At 41.6% G+C, this 18464-nt stretch carries 13 protein-coding genes; 7 read left to right on the top strand and 6 right to left on the bottom strand.

The features are described from left to right. Positions 1-12: 12 nt before the first annotated feature. Positions 13-795: an SDR family NAD(P)-dependent oxidoreductase gene (locus OM416_RS01570; protein WP_264926353.1), complete on the top strand. Its 783-nt coding sequence runs from the start codon at positions 13-15 to the stop codon at positions 793-795. A gap of 54 nt (positions 796-849) precedes the next feature. Further along, positions 850-2142: an FAD-dependent oxidoreductase gene (locus OM416_RS01575; protein ID WP_264926355.1), complete on the top strand. Its 1293-nt coding sequence runs from the start codon at positions 850-852 to the stop codon at positions 2140-2142. A gap of 142 nt (positions 2143-2284) precedes the next feature. Here OM416_RS01575 and OM416_RS01580 read toward each other — a convergent pair whose 3' ends face one another. Continuing rightward, positions 2285-3163 carry a Cof-type HAD-IIB family hydrolase gene (locus tag OM416_RS01580; RefSeq protein WP_264926357.1) on the bottom strand — a complete coding sequence of 293 codons (879 nt, stop codon included), beginning with the start codon at positions 3161-3163 and terminating at the stop codon, positions 2285-2287. Positions 3164-3431: 268 nt separating this feature from the next. Continuing rightward, complete coding sequence (locus tag OM416_RS01585; protein WP_413775739.1) at positions 3432-4337, bottom strand: helix-turn-helix transcriptional regulator; 906 nt, start codon at positions 4335-4337, stop codon at positions 3432-3434. Between the two features lie 126 nt (positions 4338-4463). On the opposite strand from OM416_RS01585, the gene OM416_RS01590 reads away from it, so the two are divergent. Continuing rightward, positions 4464-5897 (top strand): glycoside hydrolase family 1 protein, encoded by a 1434-nt coding sequence (locus tag OM416_RS01590; protein ID WP_264926359.1) that lies wholly within the window; start codon positions 4464-4466, stop codon positions 5895-5897. A gap of 717 nt (positions 5898-6614) precedes the next feature. Here OM416_RS01590 and OM416_RS01595 read toward each other — a convergent pair. From OM416_RS01595 to OM416_RS01605, 3 genes are all read right to left on the bottom strand, one after another. After that, positions 6615-8510 carry a beta-glucoside-specific PTS transporter subunit IIABC gene (locus OM416_RS01595; RefSeq protein ID WP_264926361.1) on the bottom strand — a complete coding sequence of 632 codons (1896 nt, stop codon included), beginning with the start codon at positions 8508-8510 and terminating at the stop codon, positions 6615-6617. A gap of 116 nt (positions 8511-8626) precedes the next feature. Next, on the bottom strand, positions 8627-9460 hold the full coding sequence (gene licT, locus OM416_RS01600; protein WP_264926364.1) for a BglG family transcription antiterminator LicT: 834 nt from the start codon (positions 9458-9460) through the stop codon (positions 8627-8629). Positions 9461-10017: 557 nt separating this feature from the next. After that, entirely contained in the window at positions 10018-10782 is a 765-nt protein-coding gene (locus OM416_RS01605; protein WP_264926365.1) for an SDR family NAD(P)-dependent oxidoreductase, read from the bottom strand. 299 nt (positions 10783-11081) lie between these two features. Between OM416_RS01605 and OM416_RS01610 the strand changes: the two genes are divergently transcribed. From OM416_RS01610 to OM416_RS01620, 3 genes are all read left to right on the top strand, one after another. After that, positions 11082-11684, top strand: coding sequence for a TetR/AcrR family transcriptional regulator (locus tag OM416_RS01610; protein ID WP_264926367.1), 603 nt, complete (start codon positions 11082-11084; stop codon positions 11682-11684). Positions 11685-12256: 572 nt separating this feature from the next. Further along, positions 12257-12715 (top strand): MarR family winged helix-turn-helix transcriptional regulator, encoded by a 459-nt coding sequence (locus tag OM416_RS01615; protein ID WP_264926369.1) that lies wholly within the window; start codon positions 12257-12259, stop codon positions 12713-12715. Next, positions 12712-15879, top strand: a complete 3168-nt coding sequence (locus tag OM416_RS01620; protein ID WP_264926371.1) for an MMPL family transporter — start codon at positions 12712-12714, stop codon at positions 15877-15879. Before OM416_RS01615 ends, OM416_RS01620 begins: the two co-directional genes overlap by 4 nt. Positions 15880-16514: 635 nt before the next feature. Here OM416_RS01620 and OM416_RS01625 read toward each other — a convergent pair. Then, positions 16515-17423, bottom strand: a complete 909-nt coding sequence (locus tag OM416_RS01625; protein ID WP_264926373.1) for an EamA family transporter — start codon at positions 17421-17423, stop codon at positions 16515-16517. 129 nt (positions 17424-17552) lie between these two features. On the opposite strand from OM416_RS01625, the gene OM416_RS01630 reads away from it, so the two are divergent. Beyond that, positions 17553-18428, top strand: coding sequence for an AraC family transcriptional regulator (locus OM416_RS01630; protein ID WP_264928767.1), 876 nt, complete (start codon positions 17553-17555; stop codon positions 18426-18428). The last annotated feature ends 36 nt before the right edge of the window (positions 18429-18464 follow it).

Below are 18464 nucleotides of genomic sequence, written 5' to 3' on the forward strand. Positions count from 1 at the left end.
GGAGGAGCAAGTATGTGTTTTGAAGATAAGGTTATTGTTGTTGTCGGAGGCACCAGTGGTATTGGCCGGGAAACGGCCTTTCAATTGGCAGCTGCCGGGGCAAGTATAGTTATAACGGGACGGGATCAGAACAAGGCTGAGGATACACTAAAAGAACTGAAAAGTAAGGCTGTTCACCCGGATCATATGGTCGCCATTGCAGGGGACGCGACCAAGACAGAAGATGTGAAAGCAGTATTCCATGAAACGATGCATCGGTTTGGCAAGCTGGATATTCTCGTTCATGTGGCAGGCATCAGCGGAAGGAAATTCGGTGACGGCCCCTTGGATGAGTGTACGGAGCAAGGCTGGGATGTTGTCATGGAGTCCAATCTGAAGAGTGTATATTTAACGAATCATGAAGCATTGAACCTTATGAAAGCACAACATCACGGAAACATCATCAATGTTTCTTCCGTTTTGGGACTAGTCGGTGCCCGTGAGCATTTTGTAACACATGCATATGCAGCCAGCCGTGCGGCAGTGATTCAGCTCAGCCGATCAGCTGCGGTGTATTATTCCAAGCATAATATTCGTATTAATGTGGTGTGCCCTGGTTTACTGGATACGCCCATGTCACAACGAGCCATTAACGACAATGAAATCAGGGATGCGCTGACCTTGCTGCAACCATTAACACCGCATATCGGTTATCCCGATGATGTCGCACAAGCCATTTTATTTTTAGCTTCGGAAGAATCCAAATTTATCACAGGCATTGCACTGCCTATTGATGGCGGTTGGACTGCGCAATAAAAGACCTGTACCGACCACTTTGTGTATCACAACAGTTATAGGGGAGGTCATTGAATGACCACGAATATTATGGAAACCGATGTATTGGTAATTGGTGGGGGTGCTGCCGGAACCATCGCTGCTATATCTGCGGCAAGAAGAGGTTTGCGCGTTATATTGATTGAATCACAAGGATGTCTGGGAGGCTCCAGAACCGCAACCGGCGTAGATACATTTTATGGATTTTATACACCAGGGGAGAAGAAACAAAGACTTGTTGGTGGCATTCCCTGGGAAGTTGTTACCCGTTTGAGACAGGATACTGCTTGCTTTGAGCGTCCCAATACGTACGGAGCAGGAACCGGAATTACGTATGACGTGGAGAAATTAAAGGTGATATACGAAGACATGGCCATCCAGGCAGGCATCAGGCTGCTCTATCATACGTATGCATGTGAAGTGGAAGTGAAGGCAGGGGATATTGCTGCAATTACAATTGCCAATAAATCCGGTTTAACCCAAATCAAGGCCAAATGTTACATTGACACTTCCGGAGATGGAGATATTGCGGCCCGTAGTGGTGCTCCATTTGAAAAGCTTGACGTGGATCAACTGCAATCGCTGACCACCATTTTTTTCATGGGTAATGTAGATGTGGAGAAGGCGAAGAAAACAACCCACGCTGAAATGGCTCACAAAATGAAAGAGAGCAATCGTAGCGGTGGTTATGTCTTGCCAAGGGAAGATGGTTCCTGGCATATCACGCCACATCCGGGGGTTATTCAGACCAACATGGTCCGTGTCCCGTCTGTGGATGCTACTGATCCCTTTGCTTTGACACTTGCAGAGATTGAAGGCAGGAAACAAGCGCAGGAATACGTGAGATTTCTCAAAAATGAAGTTCCCGGATTTGAAGAATCGTTCTTGATATCCACTAGCCAGCATATAGGCGTGCGTGAAACCCGTCGAATTCTAGGCGAATATATTCTGACAGAGGAGGATGTGATCCACGCAATCAAATTCGATGATGGTATCGCCTGTTGTGGGGCACCTGTTGAAGATCATACCTCGGGAACAGAGACTCGCTGGGCTTATGTACAAGGAGACGGATTCTATCATATTCCATACAGATCATTGATACCTAAACAGGTCAGTAACTTGTTGGTAGCTGGCCGCTGCTTGTCCGCGACACATGGCGCTCACGCATCTGCAAGAAATTCAGCTCAATGCATGGCCATGGGAGAGGCAGCTGGAGTAGCGGCCGATTGTTATATTCAGGATCAGAAACCATTTCGCGAATTAGACTTCACCCAATTAAAGGAAGCCTTGATTGCACAACATGTGATTTTGAATATCTTAGAAGAGTAAGTTGTCATTCAGGAAGTATTGCTCCATGATCTGCTCGGGAAACCTGGTGCTCTGAAGCTTCGTTTCAAATAGGTCGCTTGAACCGAACAGTGAATGGAGTAACCCTTTATTCAACACTAATATCAAATGATCATCCCTATAGTCAAAAAGTATATCTGCTATCCTGTGCAGGAATCAGACCATGTTTGATGAAACTCTTAAATAATCCATCACCTTCAACTGTATCGGTTATGTCATCTGCAATTTCAAGGAGACCTGGTTTGGCATTGCCCATGGCAATCCCTAGTGAACAATATTCGATCATTTCGGCATCATTCATGCCATCTCCGATGGCTACCGTTTGTTCACGAGATTCATTTAAATGATCCAGCAGATCAGCAATAGCAATTGCTTTATGAATACCTGGAATCATAAGTTCACCGCTATCCTCACCAAAGAGGGAGACAGTGCACTGAATGACCTCGAACTTTCCTTCAAACTCTTCTTTGATCCGTTGAAATGGGACATGACTTTCTAAGAAACAAACCTTATTTACATCATCTTTATATAAGTTCGTTTCTCCATACGTAAGGCCGGTAATAAAAGGGTGAGGAGAGTTTTCCATTTTTTCTCTGGCAGCACTATCGTTTATCACATCTCCATACACCAATTGTTCCAAATGAGGCTTTAAATGCTTACTTGCATAAAGCGCCGAATTCGATTCTAAATAGAAATCAATCTTATGTTCATTAAAGAAATCTACCATATGCCGAACATCTTCGGGCATTACCTTTTTATGATAAATTACCTGATGATCAGACTCTACATATCCTCCACCTGCACCTATGAGACCATCAAATCCAATCTCCCAGATCGCATCGTAGACTTCAGCTTTTGAACGTCCTGTACAAAGGTATAACAAATGACCATTTTCTCTCGCTATTTTGCAAGCGATTTGTGCTGACATGGGGACTTTACCGTCATTGCCAACCAAGGTTCCATCAATATCAATAAAAACAATTTTTCTCTGATCCTGTTTCATATCCAATCTGCCCCTTCTCTTATGTGTTATCGTCTGATATGCGTTACAAGACAACCGTAACTCTTGGAACCCGTTTCATGTCAAATGTTTTTTTTCGTGATTTTTAATAATTCAGAAAAATGACCTATTAAGCTCCCATGCAACTTCATGTGTAAGTTTTAGTCTACGGTGAAGCGCTCAACAAAATTGCGTCTGATCCGCCAATTCAAGCGTACGCCTCCTAAAGTGAACACCTTAGCAAATATAGCCACATACCTATTAATTTGTATCATTCAAGTCCGCTCTGTGCCTTATCATCTTCCAGTAAACGTGAAACGGCTTCCTGATGCCTTCTGAGCAGTTCTTTGTGAACTTTCAGAGGTTTCACAACCTTAACTTCCGAACCAAATGACAGTAAGAAGGAATACAACCGTTCACCCTCGTCCAAATAAAAGACTATATTCAGCTTGCCATTGGACTCTCTCCGGATCGAATCAGGATCAAAGAAGTCATACACCCGATAAGCAATGGTTTGTTCAAACAATAGCTCGATCCGAATCTGTCGCGGCCCCACCTGACCCTCTTCGTCTACAATTGTTTCTTTTAAAAAGCTCTCAAATTCCCCGGGGACGAAGCGAAGTTGCGTGATGCGCTTGATTTTATACGTTACGAACGGTGCAGGCTCATTTTCAATTTGTTTTACTCCTTTGAAGTACCAGGTGTTGTTTTTGAAGATCAGCTTAACGGGCAAGACCGTCTCCTGGCTAGATTCCCCGTTGGAGTTCACATAGTGAAACGAGAGCAGTTGGCTGGCAAATATGGCCTGCTTCATCTGATTGAACAGTTCCATTTCTTGTTCAGGGACACTGCCCCACGGAGAGTATTCGAACTCAATCCAGTCTAGTTTGTGCTCAAACAATGTGGTCAATCTACTTAGTATGCGAGCACTGTTTAAGTGCGGAATTGCACTGACACTGTACAGTCCGAGCAAAATTTTGTTTTGTTCATCCTCACTTAGTAGCGACTTATCCATGACAAAATTGTCCATCAGATGGATCCCGCCGTGTTTTCCGGTTGTAGTATATACGGGAACTCCTGCTGCGCTCAACCTGTCAATGTCGCGGTACACTGTACGGGTGGATATTTCAAATAAACCCGCTACTTCTGAAGCCGTAACCTTCTTTTTTTCTAACAACAACAAGAGCATCCTGAATAATCGATTATTTTCCATTCCATAATTATATCATGACAAGATGTGTCAAGATAAGGTTGTTACACTATAAAAGTAAAGTTTATTATTAAAATACGAGGAGGATATATTATGAGTATGAAAGATGGTTTCTTCTGGGGTGGAGCAACAGCTGCCAATCAATTCGAAGGTGGATGGAACAAGGGCGGTAAAGGTCCAAGCATTTCCGACATGGTGACAGGTGGAACCCATGCAGTACCGCGGCGCATTACGCCTGAGCTGGAAGAAGGGACATATTATCCAAGCCATGAGGCTGTAGATTTTTATGGACACTATAAAGAAGATATCGCACTAATGGCTCAAATGGGCTTCAAGATGTTTCGCATGTCCATCAACTGGTCGAGAATCTATCCAACAGGCTATGATTTGGAGCCAAATGAAGAGGGGTTGCAGTTCTACGACAACGTCTTTGCTGAGTTGAAAAAGTACAACATAGAGCCGCTTGTGACCATCTCCCATTATGAGACACCTTTCGGTCTCACCGAAAAGTACAACGGCTGGGCTTCCCGCGAAGTCATCGATTGTTATATCAGATATTGTACAACCCTTTTCACTCGATACAAGGATCAGGTCAAATACTGGCTGACCTTCAACGAGATCAACAGTCTAGCACTGCCGATAGGATCATTCTTGGCCGGAGGCATTCTGTTTGAAGGTGCGAAGTTGCTTTATGATGATAAGGATACTCCGCAAACCCGGTTTCAGGCGCTCCACCATCAATTTGTGGCAAGTGCACAGGCTGTCAAGCTCGGACATGAGATTAATCCGGATTTCAAAATCGGCTGTATGATTGGTTATCTTACAACATATTCCAACAGCTGTAACCCGGATGATATTTTGCTGGCACAGAAAAGAGACCAACTTTCAAACCTGCTTTGTGGGGATGTGCAGGTTCGCGGTGCTTATCCGGGATTCGCTAAACGTTTCTTTGAAGAGCAGGGAGTTGAAATCAATATGCAGCCCGAAGATGCAAAAACATTACGTGAAGGCTGCGTTGATTTCTTTTCCTTCAGCTACTACATGTCTATAGTAGAAAGCACAGATGATTCGCTTGAGAGAACCGGCGGAAATCTGTTTGGAGGCTATAAAAATCCATATCTGGAGACGTCCGAATGGGGCTGGCAGATTGATCCTAAAGGCTTACGTTATACGCTGAATCATGTTTATGACCGTTATCAGATTCCATTGATGGTGGTGGAGAACGGCTTAGGTGCTGCAGATGTGGTGGAAGCAGATGGTTCGATTCAGGATGATTACCGCATCGAATATTTGAAAAGCCATATTGAACAAATGAAGGAAGCAACGGCAGACGGCGTGGACCTCATTGCTTATACCATGTGGGGCTGCATTGATCTGGTCAGTGCATCAACTGGTGAAATGAAAAAACGATACGGCTTTATCCATGTCGACAAAGACAATGATGGCAACGGCGACTTGAGCAGAACGCCGAAGAAGAGTTTCTATTGGTACAAGCAAGTCATTGAATCAAATGGTGAGCAACTATAAGTTGCAATGAGTGTGTTTTTGAACGTTATACTAGTTGATACACAACCTAAACGCATACTTGAATTAACCGAAAGAGCCTGCCAACAGCAGGCTCTTTCCTATTATTGGGTCATGTAGTAATTATTGCTTATCCTATTTAAGTAGGGACAGTATAACAAGAAAAGCTATGGGTGTGGTACCATCGTGAAAGGATACAGTGAAATCAAAGATAAGAAGTGAGAATCTAAGAGTCCCAGACATTTTTTTGTATTTAACCGTTCAATTCTGTGCACGGAAGAACATGAATGGAAAGAACGTTCACACTGCGAAAGAATTGAATAAGAAAGTCAGCCTCAACGTTATTTAATCCCAAAACATAGGAGTGTTTTTTGCGTATCTCAATGAAAGGAGAATAATTTTAACCTGAACTAAGTGCTACTAATTATAACCCAGTGAACCTTTAATAAGGTCTATCATAGGTGGTTATTCATATAGAAATAGAGCGAGTGGGCACCTCATTTCAATAGGTGCCCACTCGCATTGTTTTTTACATAATTTTAAATTTAATTCTATGATTACGGGAAATGATTTTGCAAATAAGTTGAACAGTTGCATACTTAGCTTTCAGTACATTCAGAACTTCGTCAGGCAAGCGGTCATTTGCCTTTACTCTAGTCTCTTCAGATCAGTTGGAAGTCACAAGACGCTGTTGTATATTGGCATAGTTTGCATACATGTCTAAATCACAACAGTCAGAAGATCTTCATTGAATGAGATACTCTTTTTCTCGGTTTCTATAACATCAAGATAGTTATGCGAGTTGGTGATAATCACAGGTGTGGTTAAGATATAACCGGCCTCTTTTATTGCATTTATATCAAATTCCAATAGGAGATCTCCTTTTTTTACCTCCGCACCTTGTTTAACTATAGGCGTGAAATGTTTGCCCTTCAACTTTACAGTATCCTTGCCAACGTGAATGAGAATCTCCACACCGTTGACACTTGTAACGCCGATGGCATGACCAGATGGGAATACATTTGTCAAAACACCATCTACTGGAGAGTACACCTTACCCTCGGTCGGTTCGATAGCAACTCCTTTACCGAGTGCACCACTAGAGAATGCTTCATCATTTATTTCGGTTAGAGAAATTACGTTGCCTTTGAGTGGGCTAATGACAGTTTCCTGTTTGACCAGTACCTCGGTTTTTACAGCCTCATTATTTTCGATTTTGACTTCATCATCCTTGAATTTTCCAAAGAACATCAGCAGAAAACCTAGGATAAAACTAATGATCATTCCGATAATTGCACCATAAAATCCGCTGTCTATGCCCTCAGGGTTAATATAGCTTGGAATACCGAAAATGCCTAAACCGGCAAAAACATAGGTTTTGGTTCCCATTATACCGATAATGCTACCACCGACCGCTGAGGCGATACAGCTTAGAATGAATGGTTTTTTGCGTGGTAACGTAATTCCATAAATCCCAGGCTCTGTTACACCGAAGATTCCTGAGATAAAGGCCGGTATGGACAGGGATTTCAATTTAATGTTCTTGGTTCTAAGCAAAATCGCTAGTATGACACCTGTTTGAGCGAAAGAAGCAGCGAAGGAACCCGTAAGAATTGGATCGTATTTCAATATACTTAAGTTGTTGATTATGATGGGCATAAATCCCCAGTGCAGACCAAAAATTACAAATACTTGCCAGAATGCACCCATGAGAGTGGCTGTAATTACCGGACTCAAGTTATAAAGAGACAGTGTGCCCTCTCCCAGAAGCTGGCCCGCCCATGTTGAAATCGGTCCGATGAAAATCATTGCGAGTGGAACAACGATCAGCAAAGTACAGAATGGAACTAAAAAGGCTCTTACAACACTTGGAATAATTTTCTTGAAAAAGCTTTCAATCTTGGAACCCACATACGTCGAAATGATGATTGGAATAACGCTAGATGTGTAATTCATTAGAATGACCGGAATACCCAAGAAAGTCAGATAGACCGGCGATTCAATAACTGTTCCGCTAAATAACGTATACAACGGCTGGCCAGACGCTGTTATGCTTGAGAAGGTTGGGTAGACCAGAGTTGCGCCGATTCCCATTCCGATAAAAATATTGGCATTAAATTTTTTGGCGGATGTGTACCCCAAAAAGATAGGGAAGAAGTAGAACAAACAGTCTCCAATTGCATTCAGAATTACATAAGTACCTGATGTGCTGGTAAGTAAGCCGATAGAAAGGAGTAGCGCTGTAAAACCTTTAATCATACCTGTAGCACACAGAACTCCCAACGTTGGTGTGAATACGCCAGAAATGACTTCAATAAATTTGTTGAACAACCCAGTCTTTTCATCGGATTTTTCTTCGGAAGCTGTTTGAAATCCACCGGCAGTAGCGATTTCTGCATAGACATCGGGCACATGGTTGCCTATTACAACCTGGTATTGTCCGCCACTCTCAACAACTGTGACGATACCGTCCATGTTTTTCAAGATATCGGTATTGGCTTTGCTTGTATCTTTCAGTTTAAATCGTAGACGAGTGACACAGTGGGACAGGTCACTGACATTTTCTTTGCCTCCGACATTTTTGATGATATCTTTAGCTAATTTTTCATATTTCATAAGTTTGTGCTCCTTCGTGTTGAGTCATATAAAAAAAGGCAAGACTTATAGCTCAGCGTGAGGCACGCTGTCTATTCTAGTCTCGCCTGCATTACCAGTAACAATCCGTATTTTTATTATATTGATCTTTCTGTAACTCTGTGAACGTGAATGGTTAAATACAATTGTTCATCATCAGATAGTTTAGTGTGGAGATATTTCTCTATCTTCAGCATGCAGTCATAAGCTTTTTTATACTTGGACTTCACCTGCTTAAGTAGAAAATCATCGAGTAATATCACTTTCTCTCTGTGATTCAGCCTTTGAAAAAAAAATCTCAAGTGGGTGATAAATCGTTCATAACTGATTGATTCTTCATCAAGATCAATATTATACGAATATCTAACAATATTTAATATGTCTTGAATCTTCTCCATTTGTTGCGCGATATTCGCTACATTGGCATATGAGCTATTCACCTGAGCATTTATAAGATGAAGGGCGATATTACCTGCTTCATCCTCCGGCAATTTTTTATCTACAGTTTCTTCAATGAATTCCAATACCTTTAGGCCAACAGCGAACTCTTTCGGGTAGAATTTTTTAATTTCCCAGATCAAAGGATTAACAATTTTGATTTCTTCGTCGAACATTTTGAACGTGTTGTTAATGTGATCCGTGAGTGTAACATAAATGTATTCACTAAGAGGTGCTTCCAGCCGATTCTTAGCGTACTCTATAATGTCATAGCACAACGATACATATTCGGATGGAACATCTTCCAAGAGTAATTTGAATTTCTCAGAAGCATCTCTCTGTTCAAGAATAAAAACCTTTTCTATTAGAGTTTCATCAACCAAATCTCCAATATTTTTCTTGAATCCAATACCGCGACCCATTACGACAGATTCCTGTCTGTGAAGGTCTTTGGCTACAATCGCATTGTTGTTGAATATTTTTTCTATAATCATCTGATTGCTCCCCTTCATCGGGTATAAAGGTAACCTCCATTAATTCAAAAGAGAATATTATAAAATACTCATTTTTCTGGCTCGACCTTTTTCTATTGCACATCACTCATTCCAAAGCAAAGTTTGGTAACTAAGGTAAAAACGAGAAAAGGCGAAATCCAAAACATGTGCTTCCACATGTTTTGGGTTTCGCCTTTTCAGTAACAATCCCAAAATCATGATATCATGCACTTAACATTTAAGCAATCGCTTTCTTCAATGTCACCCTCCTACTTAAGATTTAGTTAATCGACAACCATGGTAAATGGTTGATTTCATTTTACATGGAAGAGCGAGGGGGGGGGGGGATAGCATGCATAATATGCGTAAAGAATTAGGAATGTCGATTTAAAAATGACCCAATGTAGTATCTTTGTGACCTATGGCCAATATCCCTTATATGAGACCTGAGCTCTTACTCTTGATAACGGAAGTAGGAGTCTAGGTCTCTAAGGTCGTTTCACAATTCAGAAAGCGATTTCAAAACCTGCGGAATTACTGCTCTTAAATTCAATTTTTTATCTGCCAGCAACATAACCACCATCTACAGACAAAGTAACGCCTGTAATCTGACTTGCTAGGTCTGAACATAGAAAAACGGCTGCATTAGCTTGATCCTCAGCGGTTTGCAATTTACCAGATGGAATACTTGATTTGAAGACATCAGCTTGTTCAGGTGCATCATCCAACCAACTCAAAATTGGAGTCGCTGTCATTCCTGGACAGATTGCATTGACACGGATGCCATGCTGAGCATACTCCATAGCAACACTTCTTGTCATTCCATTCATTGCGAATTTTGTAGCGGAATAGATCGCTTGATTTTGTCCACCAATCAAACCAAATCCAGAGGATGTATTAACGATTGCGCCTCCACCCGTTTTTAACATCGCTTGAATTTCGTGTTTTATTGCGTAATATGTTCCATACAAGTTTATTTTAACTACACGATCAAAATCTTCTGAGGAAGATTCAGCCATTGGGGCTGGGGGCAATGTAATTCCTGCATTATTGTGAGCAAAACTCAGTTGCCCAAATTTTGATACGGTAGCTTGCACGAGTCCAATAATATCTTCTTCTTCAGCTACATTACATTTGAAAAAACTTGCAACGCCTCCGAACGCCTCAATTAGTCGTACAGTTTCAAGTCCCGCTTTTTCATTGATATCTGCTACCATAACCTTCGCACCCGCTTGGGCAAAAGCAAGGGCGCTTGCTCGACCAATACCTGAGCCTGCTCCTGTTACTAATCCTGCTTGTTCTGTGAAGTTTAAATTAAACATCGTTGTGATCCTCCTGCAATATAGTATATTTTTCAGTTTAGAATTCAATTGAGCTTGGAAATAATAATCTTTGCTTGAATAACTCTGTGATGTCTGTATATCATTTGAAATGAAGCCATTTCATTTCTAATGCACAGATTAATCATTACCATAGAGAAACAGATTATCCCAAACATGAATCCGTCACATCTCTAATTATAGAATTTTAAATATAAAATTTAAATAATCAGAGATAGTCCGATTTGTAGGATAATAGACATTTAAACAATCATATGTTGGATTGAAGAAAGGTGTTATTGATGAAAGCTGAACATGACCTTCGGGTAGTAAAAACACGTGAACATATTAAAGAGGGTTTTTCTTTATGTGTGAGACAAAAAACATTTCGATCTATTACCATCAAAGATATTTCATCAGCCGCCAGGGTAAACCGCTCCACTTTTTATACTTATTACAGTGACAAATATGAACTACGTGATGAACTTGTCCTAACAACCTTGAAAGAGCTCGATAACGTAATTAATTTGCCATTTATCACGCTTGCCCCTCAAAGCTCACATCAGACACGTCTTCTGATTACACAGCACCTTATGTATTTAGGTAGTCAAAAGGACTGGTACATGAGCATATGGAATAAAAACATGGAACTTTACGTATTCGAGGATATGCAGTCCTTGCTGGAAGACAAAATCAGAATAAGCTTGAGCCAGGGAAAGGGAGGGGAAATTAAAGTGAGAACTGAGCTTTTTGCTCGGTTATATGCTTCCACAGCGATGAGCATCCTGAAGTGGTGGTATGAGATATCTCCCACAACTTCCGCAGCAGAAGTAGCTGATATTATATATGATCATTGGAAATTAGGGATGCAAAGGACATTTTTCCACGGTGATGAGACCTACTAAGCTTTTCGTTTTCCAAGTTGAAAAATGACTGAGATGAGGTTAAAAAGGAGAATAGCAACTCGTTCATCAGCATGTATCATGGAGTCCTGAAATTAGAATGACATAACTCTCCCGAGTATACAGTTTTAGAGACGCTCTTTAATAATGCGTTGGCAAAAGTTCAATTGCCAACGCATTATTTGCGTCTTAAGCCTATATGGTGATAAAACGTGCGATTTTTCTTCCAGATTACGTCCCCTATTTAAACGAAATTACGCCTAATCGACTGTAGAATATCCAATCATTTTTGAAATAAACTGTTCCTTCAAATTAACTAAGTTCTTACATGGTAATAATGTACATAGTTCCTTTGAATATGCTGGAAAGAATGAACAAGCCTGATCGTTTGCCATGTGTGAACAACCGATTTCCCTACGCCGTTGTCAGAAATTGAGTCTAAAGACCCTTATTTTTTTGTCGAATTTTAAAAAAACACAGGAAAAAAGTATTGCTTTGCGATATAGTTTCGTTATAGAATAGTTTCACGGAAGAACAGTTCATAAAGTGAACTAAATTTCGAAAGGAGGATGAAGATGAACACACCGGATGCGAAAAGCTTGGTGAATCGTTATTTAGATGCTTCTTTTCTAGTAACCAAGCAGTTTGATAACCGAATACGTGATCATGTAGGGCAAACTATGACCATAGACCAATTCTGTGCACTCCGTCTAATTGAGGAGAAACCTTCCTGTACACCCTCTGATCTAGCAGAACTTCTATGCGTAGGTAAGAGCAGCATTACAGCCATGGTCAATAAGCTTGTTGCTAGAGGATTGGTACACCGTGAAGGTGATGAGCGTGACCGCCGGGTAATCTATCTTAAACTGACGGATACTGGACACCAGGTATACAGGGAGACAGAGCGGGAAATTCAAATGCTTCTGGAACCGTATCTAGTTCATTTTACACCTGAAGAGGTTCGTAATTTCATTGAATCTTTTGAGAAGCTTGCAGCTTTGCTAACACATGAAGGAGGACGGGAGAACAAATGACAACGATATTGAAAGCACGATGGTGGTTAATGGGGCTATGGGTAGTTGTAACCGCGGTATTGATGTTTACTGCCCCAAATATGAGTGAACTGATTCGGGAGAAAGGACAGATTTCGGTTCCGGAAGGGTACTCTTCCACCAGGGCATCGGCGATTTTGGATGAAGCTGCAGCGCAAAAGGGAGAACAGCAGGGCAGCCAGATCGCCCTTGTATTTTATAATCCGGATGGTCTGGGTACCACGGGGATACAAGAGGCAGAGCAGGCTGTTAAGCAATTGGAGGCTGACAAGGAAAAGCTGGGAGTTCTGTCCATTCTGGAACCTTTCTCTGAGCCTGAATTGTCCGAGAAGATGATTTCAGCTGACGGCAAAACCATTCTAACGTCGCTATCCGTTGATCAGGGAGATCGCACAGTCAAGGAAATGCGGGACGACCTGAATGAAGCATTGAAGTCCGTCAATGTAGAACACTACTTAACCGGTAAAGGTCTGATCGACGAGGATACCATTGACAGTTCACAAGAGGGGCTTAAGAAATCGGAATATATTACCGTTGTCTTTATTTTACTTATCCTGTTCCTGGTGTTCCGTTCGTTTGTAGCTCCGTTTGTACCCCTGTTGACGGTGGGGATCAGTTACATTGTATCGCAACAGATTGTCTCATTCCTGGTGGATAGGCTCGACTTCCCGATATCCACGTTTACCCAGATCTTTATGGTCGCTGTTATGTTCGGGATTGGTACAGATTACTGCATTCTGCTGATCAGTCGGTTCAAGGAAGAACTGGCTCATCATGAGAATACTTGGGATGCTATCATTGCTACCTATCGTACTGCCGGTAAAACGGTACTCTTCTCCGCACTTGCGGTGCTGGTTGGATTCATTGCCATCGGCTTTGCCCAATTTATTTTGTACCGCTCTGCGGTTGCTGTAGCTGTTGGCATTGCAGTCATGCTGCTTGCCCTGGTGACGATCGTACCATTCTTCATGGCGGTGCTGGGCAAAAAGATGTTCTGGCCATCTAAAGGTTCACTTGAACATGCCGAGAGCAAGATTTACGGCGCAGCAGGACGCTTCTCTCTGAAACGTCCATGGGCTGCGTTGCTCATCATTGCAGCTGTCTGTGTGCCTCTTCTGGCAACCTATGATGGCAAACTGTCGTTCAACAGTCTGGATGAAATTGGGGAGAAATATGATTCAGTAAAAGCATTCAACATTATCTCCGACAGCTTCGGTCCGGGGGAATCACTTCCAAGTCAGATCGTCATTCAGAACGATGAAGCGATGGATAATGCGAAGTATATGGCCGTTGCTGAGAAAATTAGCCGGGAAGTAGAGAAAGTACCTGGGATTTCCGGTGTCCGTAGTATGACACGACCTACGGGTGATGAGATCAAAGATTTTGAAGTTACACAGCAAGTGGGAACATTATCGGATGGACTGGGAGAAGGCAAGACGGGTCTGGACAAAATCCGTGATGGTCTGAGTGAAGCCAGCAGTCAGCTGAGTAAAAATGAACCACAGTTAAAAGAAGCTGCCGATGGAGCCGGTGAACTGACCAAAGGAACCACTCAGTTGCAATCGGGTATCGCGCAACTCAGTGACGGGCTTAAGCAGATTGAAAAAGGTATCCGAGATGGTTCCGCAGGTGCGGGTGATCTGAAAGCAGGACTTCAGCAAGCCAAAACGAGCGCAGATCAACTTGCACAAGCGAACAATCAGTTGCTTGAAGCCTATCGTCAGGCGGAAGCAGGAGTCGCTGCATTGGGCGAAGGAACCCGCGAACTGGAGCAACAGCTGAACGGGGTTTCAACGGCTTTAACCAGTCTGTCTGAATCTTTCACAGCACTCGAAGAGCGTTATCCTGAATTGCAGCAAGATGCGGACTACCAGCTTATCAAAGGCACGATTGGTGAAACTGGTTCTGGTACAGCGCAGCTCGCTCAAGGTCTGGGTCAGATTAAGACCAAGCTTGGAGAAGCCGCTGCTGGAATTAATCAGGCCAATGAAGGCTTTGCCTCCGCAGCAGCCGGACAGAAGGCTCTTGCCGATGGTCTAAGCCAGATTGTAACGGGAATCAGTCAGCTTGAGACAGGTCTGAAACAGGCCGCTGATGGTCAAGGAAAAGTCATTAAGGAGATACCTTCCATCCAGAACGGGCTTGGTCAGCTTCAAGGTGGACAGGAGAAAATTCAGCAAGGCTTCTCGGATCTGAGTGGTCAACTGACACAATTGACAGATGGTTTGAATCAAAGTGTCGATGGTATTAAACAGGTATCCGGGGGACTGGATTCAGCGCAGGACTACCTGACGCAATTACAAAATTCACCGGATTCCGATCTGGCAGGCTGGTACGTTCCTGAAGAAGCCCTGAACAGCAATGACTTCACACAGGTATTTGATACGTATCTGTCCCAAGATCGGAAGACGATGACGATTGATGTTATTTTCGCCGAAAATCCATACGGAACAGAAGCCATTGATCGTGTTCCTGACATTGAGGCGGCAGTACATCGTGCGGTACAGGGCAGTACGCTTGAAAAAGCCGATATTGCCGTAGGTGGAGTTACCAGTACGTTTGCAGATCTGCAGGAGATCTCAAATAACGACTATACACGTACTGTAATGCTGATGCTGGCGGGCACATTTATTATTCTGGTCGTGCTGCTTCGTTCCGTGATTATGCCATTGTATCTGATCGTTTCCTTATTACTGGCTTATTTCACATCGATGGCGGTAACCGAAGTGGTTTTTGTTAATATTCTCGGATTCGCAGGCATTAGCTGGGTTACTCCGTTCTTCGGATTTGTCATGCTAATTGCACTGGGTGTGGATTATAGCATCTTCCTGATGGACCGTTTTAATGAAAACAAAGGCATGAAAGTGCAGGATGCTATATTGTACGCGATGAAGAACATGGGGACCGTGATTCTATCTGCAGCCGTCATTCTGAGCGGTACATTTGCTGCCATGTATCCATCTGGTGTTCTCTCGATGATGCAAATTGCCACAGTAGTCCTTAGCGGACTGATCTTGTACTCTCTGTTGTTCCTGCCATTCTTCGTCCCAGTGATGGTGAAGATGTTTGGCCGCGCCAATTGGTGGCCATTCCCTAACAAGGAACAGTCAGAGTCTGTTGAATCGAATCATACGCTCAAGATGTAATTACATTTTAATAGATGAGTTCTGTTGATAATGACTCACTAAGCAAATAACAAAAGAATTGTATAAGTGGCGACTTTCTCCGACATTTAACCTAGGAGAGGTCGCCTCTTTCTGCCGATTTGACTCTTTAAAAATTGATTGTTGAGGCAACACTATAACACTCGGTTGTTTTCAAAACTATTGTAGGACAAAGACCTAATTCATGTTCGATGTCCTGAATACTTGGAGCACTATCACGATACTATCTCTTAGTTGGGGCTTTCTTCTTTAGAATGTCTAGCCATAAATAGGGTTCATATTATCTCTACTCGAATTAAATACACATAGTCATGACAAAAAGGATCAACCAGATAGAACTGGTTGATCTCACATTACGAAAGGGCAGGATAGCGTAGAGCTAATATTTCAAATATATTATTTTTGGTTTTTCCCGGGACCGCAAGTTTTCAAGCCCAGCCTTAGAGCCATCCGTTTGAATGTTTCTTTAGAATGCTTACATTGGGTTCCCAATGTCGCTAATGAGAATTCCATAAAACCATATCAGCATAAGTATCTCACTTACGAAAATGATTTCTCAATATTTATAAGAGCAGCGGCGGGCGTTGTATTAAATTTGGCGGAAGGAAAAGAGAGTTCTAACTTTTTGCTGAAGTATCTCTATTAAATGCTAAGAAAAAAACCATTATAATAATACAAGCTGTTCCAATCCATTGAAAGAATCCAAAAGAATCTTTCAACCAGAATACTGTGGTCAATACAGCTGCTAATGGTTCCAGGCTCCCCATAAGACTTGATTCTTTTGGAGATAAGCTGTTTAAACTTTCGATATAAAACCAAAAGGCCAGCATCGTTCCAAATATAATCACGAACATCAAGTAAAAATAGGCTTCAGGCGGCAAGTTTACAAAATTCATGTCCCAAGGCGGATGTATAAAACTTATAGCAACTCCCCCGATAATCATCGCCCAGCCAACAATAATTAACGAATCGTATTTTTGGAGAAAACGAATAGCATACAGGGTATAAAAAGCGAGGGCAACACCTGATAATATTCCCCAAACAACTGCATCAGAGGGTACGGATAATTGCGACAATGAACCATTTGTTAATAAGAAAAAACTGCCAATGAGAGCAAGCGTTACTGTATAAACATCTTTCTTGGTTGGAGCTGATTTTTCACGGATTAACAGGTACATAATGATCATGACAGGAGCAAGATATTGTAATAACGTTGCTACAGCAGCGTTTCCCCTTTCTATAGAGGCCATATAAGTATATTGAACCCCAAGCATACCAACAAGCCCTAATATAATGAGCTGGAACGAGAGCTTTTTATCAATCAATATCTCAAAAATATTTCTGCAACTACCCGTTTTCCAGCATTGTATTGAAAGGAGTAATATTCCTGCAATGAGTAATCGAATCGTAACGAGCCAACCCAGATCGATGGCATATTGTTGGAACAGCTTCTTTGCAACAGTTCCACCAATGCCCCAAAATATAGCTCCAATAAAAACGAATAATAAGCCTTTCCCTCTATTCATATTCAACACTCCATTAAAGTATTAAAATAGTATCTTGCTTTGACTATAATAAATTGAAAAGGCATAATTATATACAAATATCAGATATTAAAATATAAATATATTGATTTCGGGGTGGAAGCGATGCAAATTAAAGACTTCATAGTAGACAAGAATTTTAAAGAGCTAACCCATCATCGTACTACCGTAATATCAATGGCATGTTATCGCACAACGATCAATCATAATATAAATGGATATATTCCTATGCACTGGCACGAAGAATTTCAATTTGTTCTGATCATTAAAGGACAAGCAATCTTTCAAATACAAGAAGAACAAGTGATAATGGATGAGGGAGAAGCCCTATTTATTAATAGTGGCTGCCTGCACCTTGCTAAAGATTTAAACAATTCTGGATGTATCTATACTTGTTTGAATGTTTCTCCGAGTTTTATTCTTTCTCAAGAGCTATTTAGAACTTATGTATACCCTTATATAGAGGCGACTAACTTATCCTACATTCTCCTGACTACAAAAGAACAGTGGGCAACAAATATTATTGATGCCATATTGGAGATCGACCGATTGATCCAGCAGAGTCCAGCTATATATGAAATAGATATTTCAATAAAGTTAGCTCAGATATGGAGGAATCTGATTGTTAATGGTTTTCAATTAGAGTACAAAGAATCCGAGATGTTAAAAAATCAAAGAATGAAGGAAATGTTGAATTGGATACATTTACATTATACTGAAAGAATTGTTTTAGAGGATATAGCTAGGGCAGGACACCTCAGCAGGTCTGAGTGTTGCCGATATTTTAAACGATTTGTGAAGGAAACACCCTTAAATTACGTGATGGAATACCGGATTCAAAAAAGTCTGCTCTTACTGCAGCAACCCCAATATAATGTCACTGATGTTGCTTATCAAGTCGGATTTAATAGTACAAGTTACTTTATCAATCAATTCAAAAAATCTATGAACATCACACCATTAGCATATAAAAAAAAAATGAAGTGAGGTAATACGTTACAAAACTTCTGATTCAATGAAAGT

This window comes from Paenibacillus sp. LS1 (assembly GCF_026013365.1).
In the GTDB taxonomy this organism is placed as follows: Bacteria; Bacillota; Bacilli; order Paenibacillales; family Paenibacillaceae; genus Paenibacillus.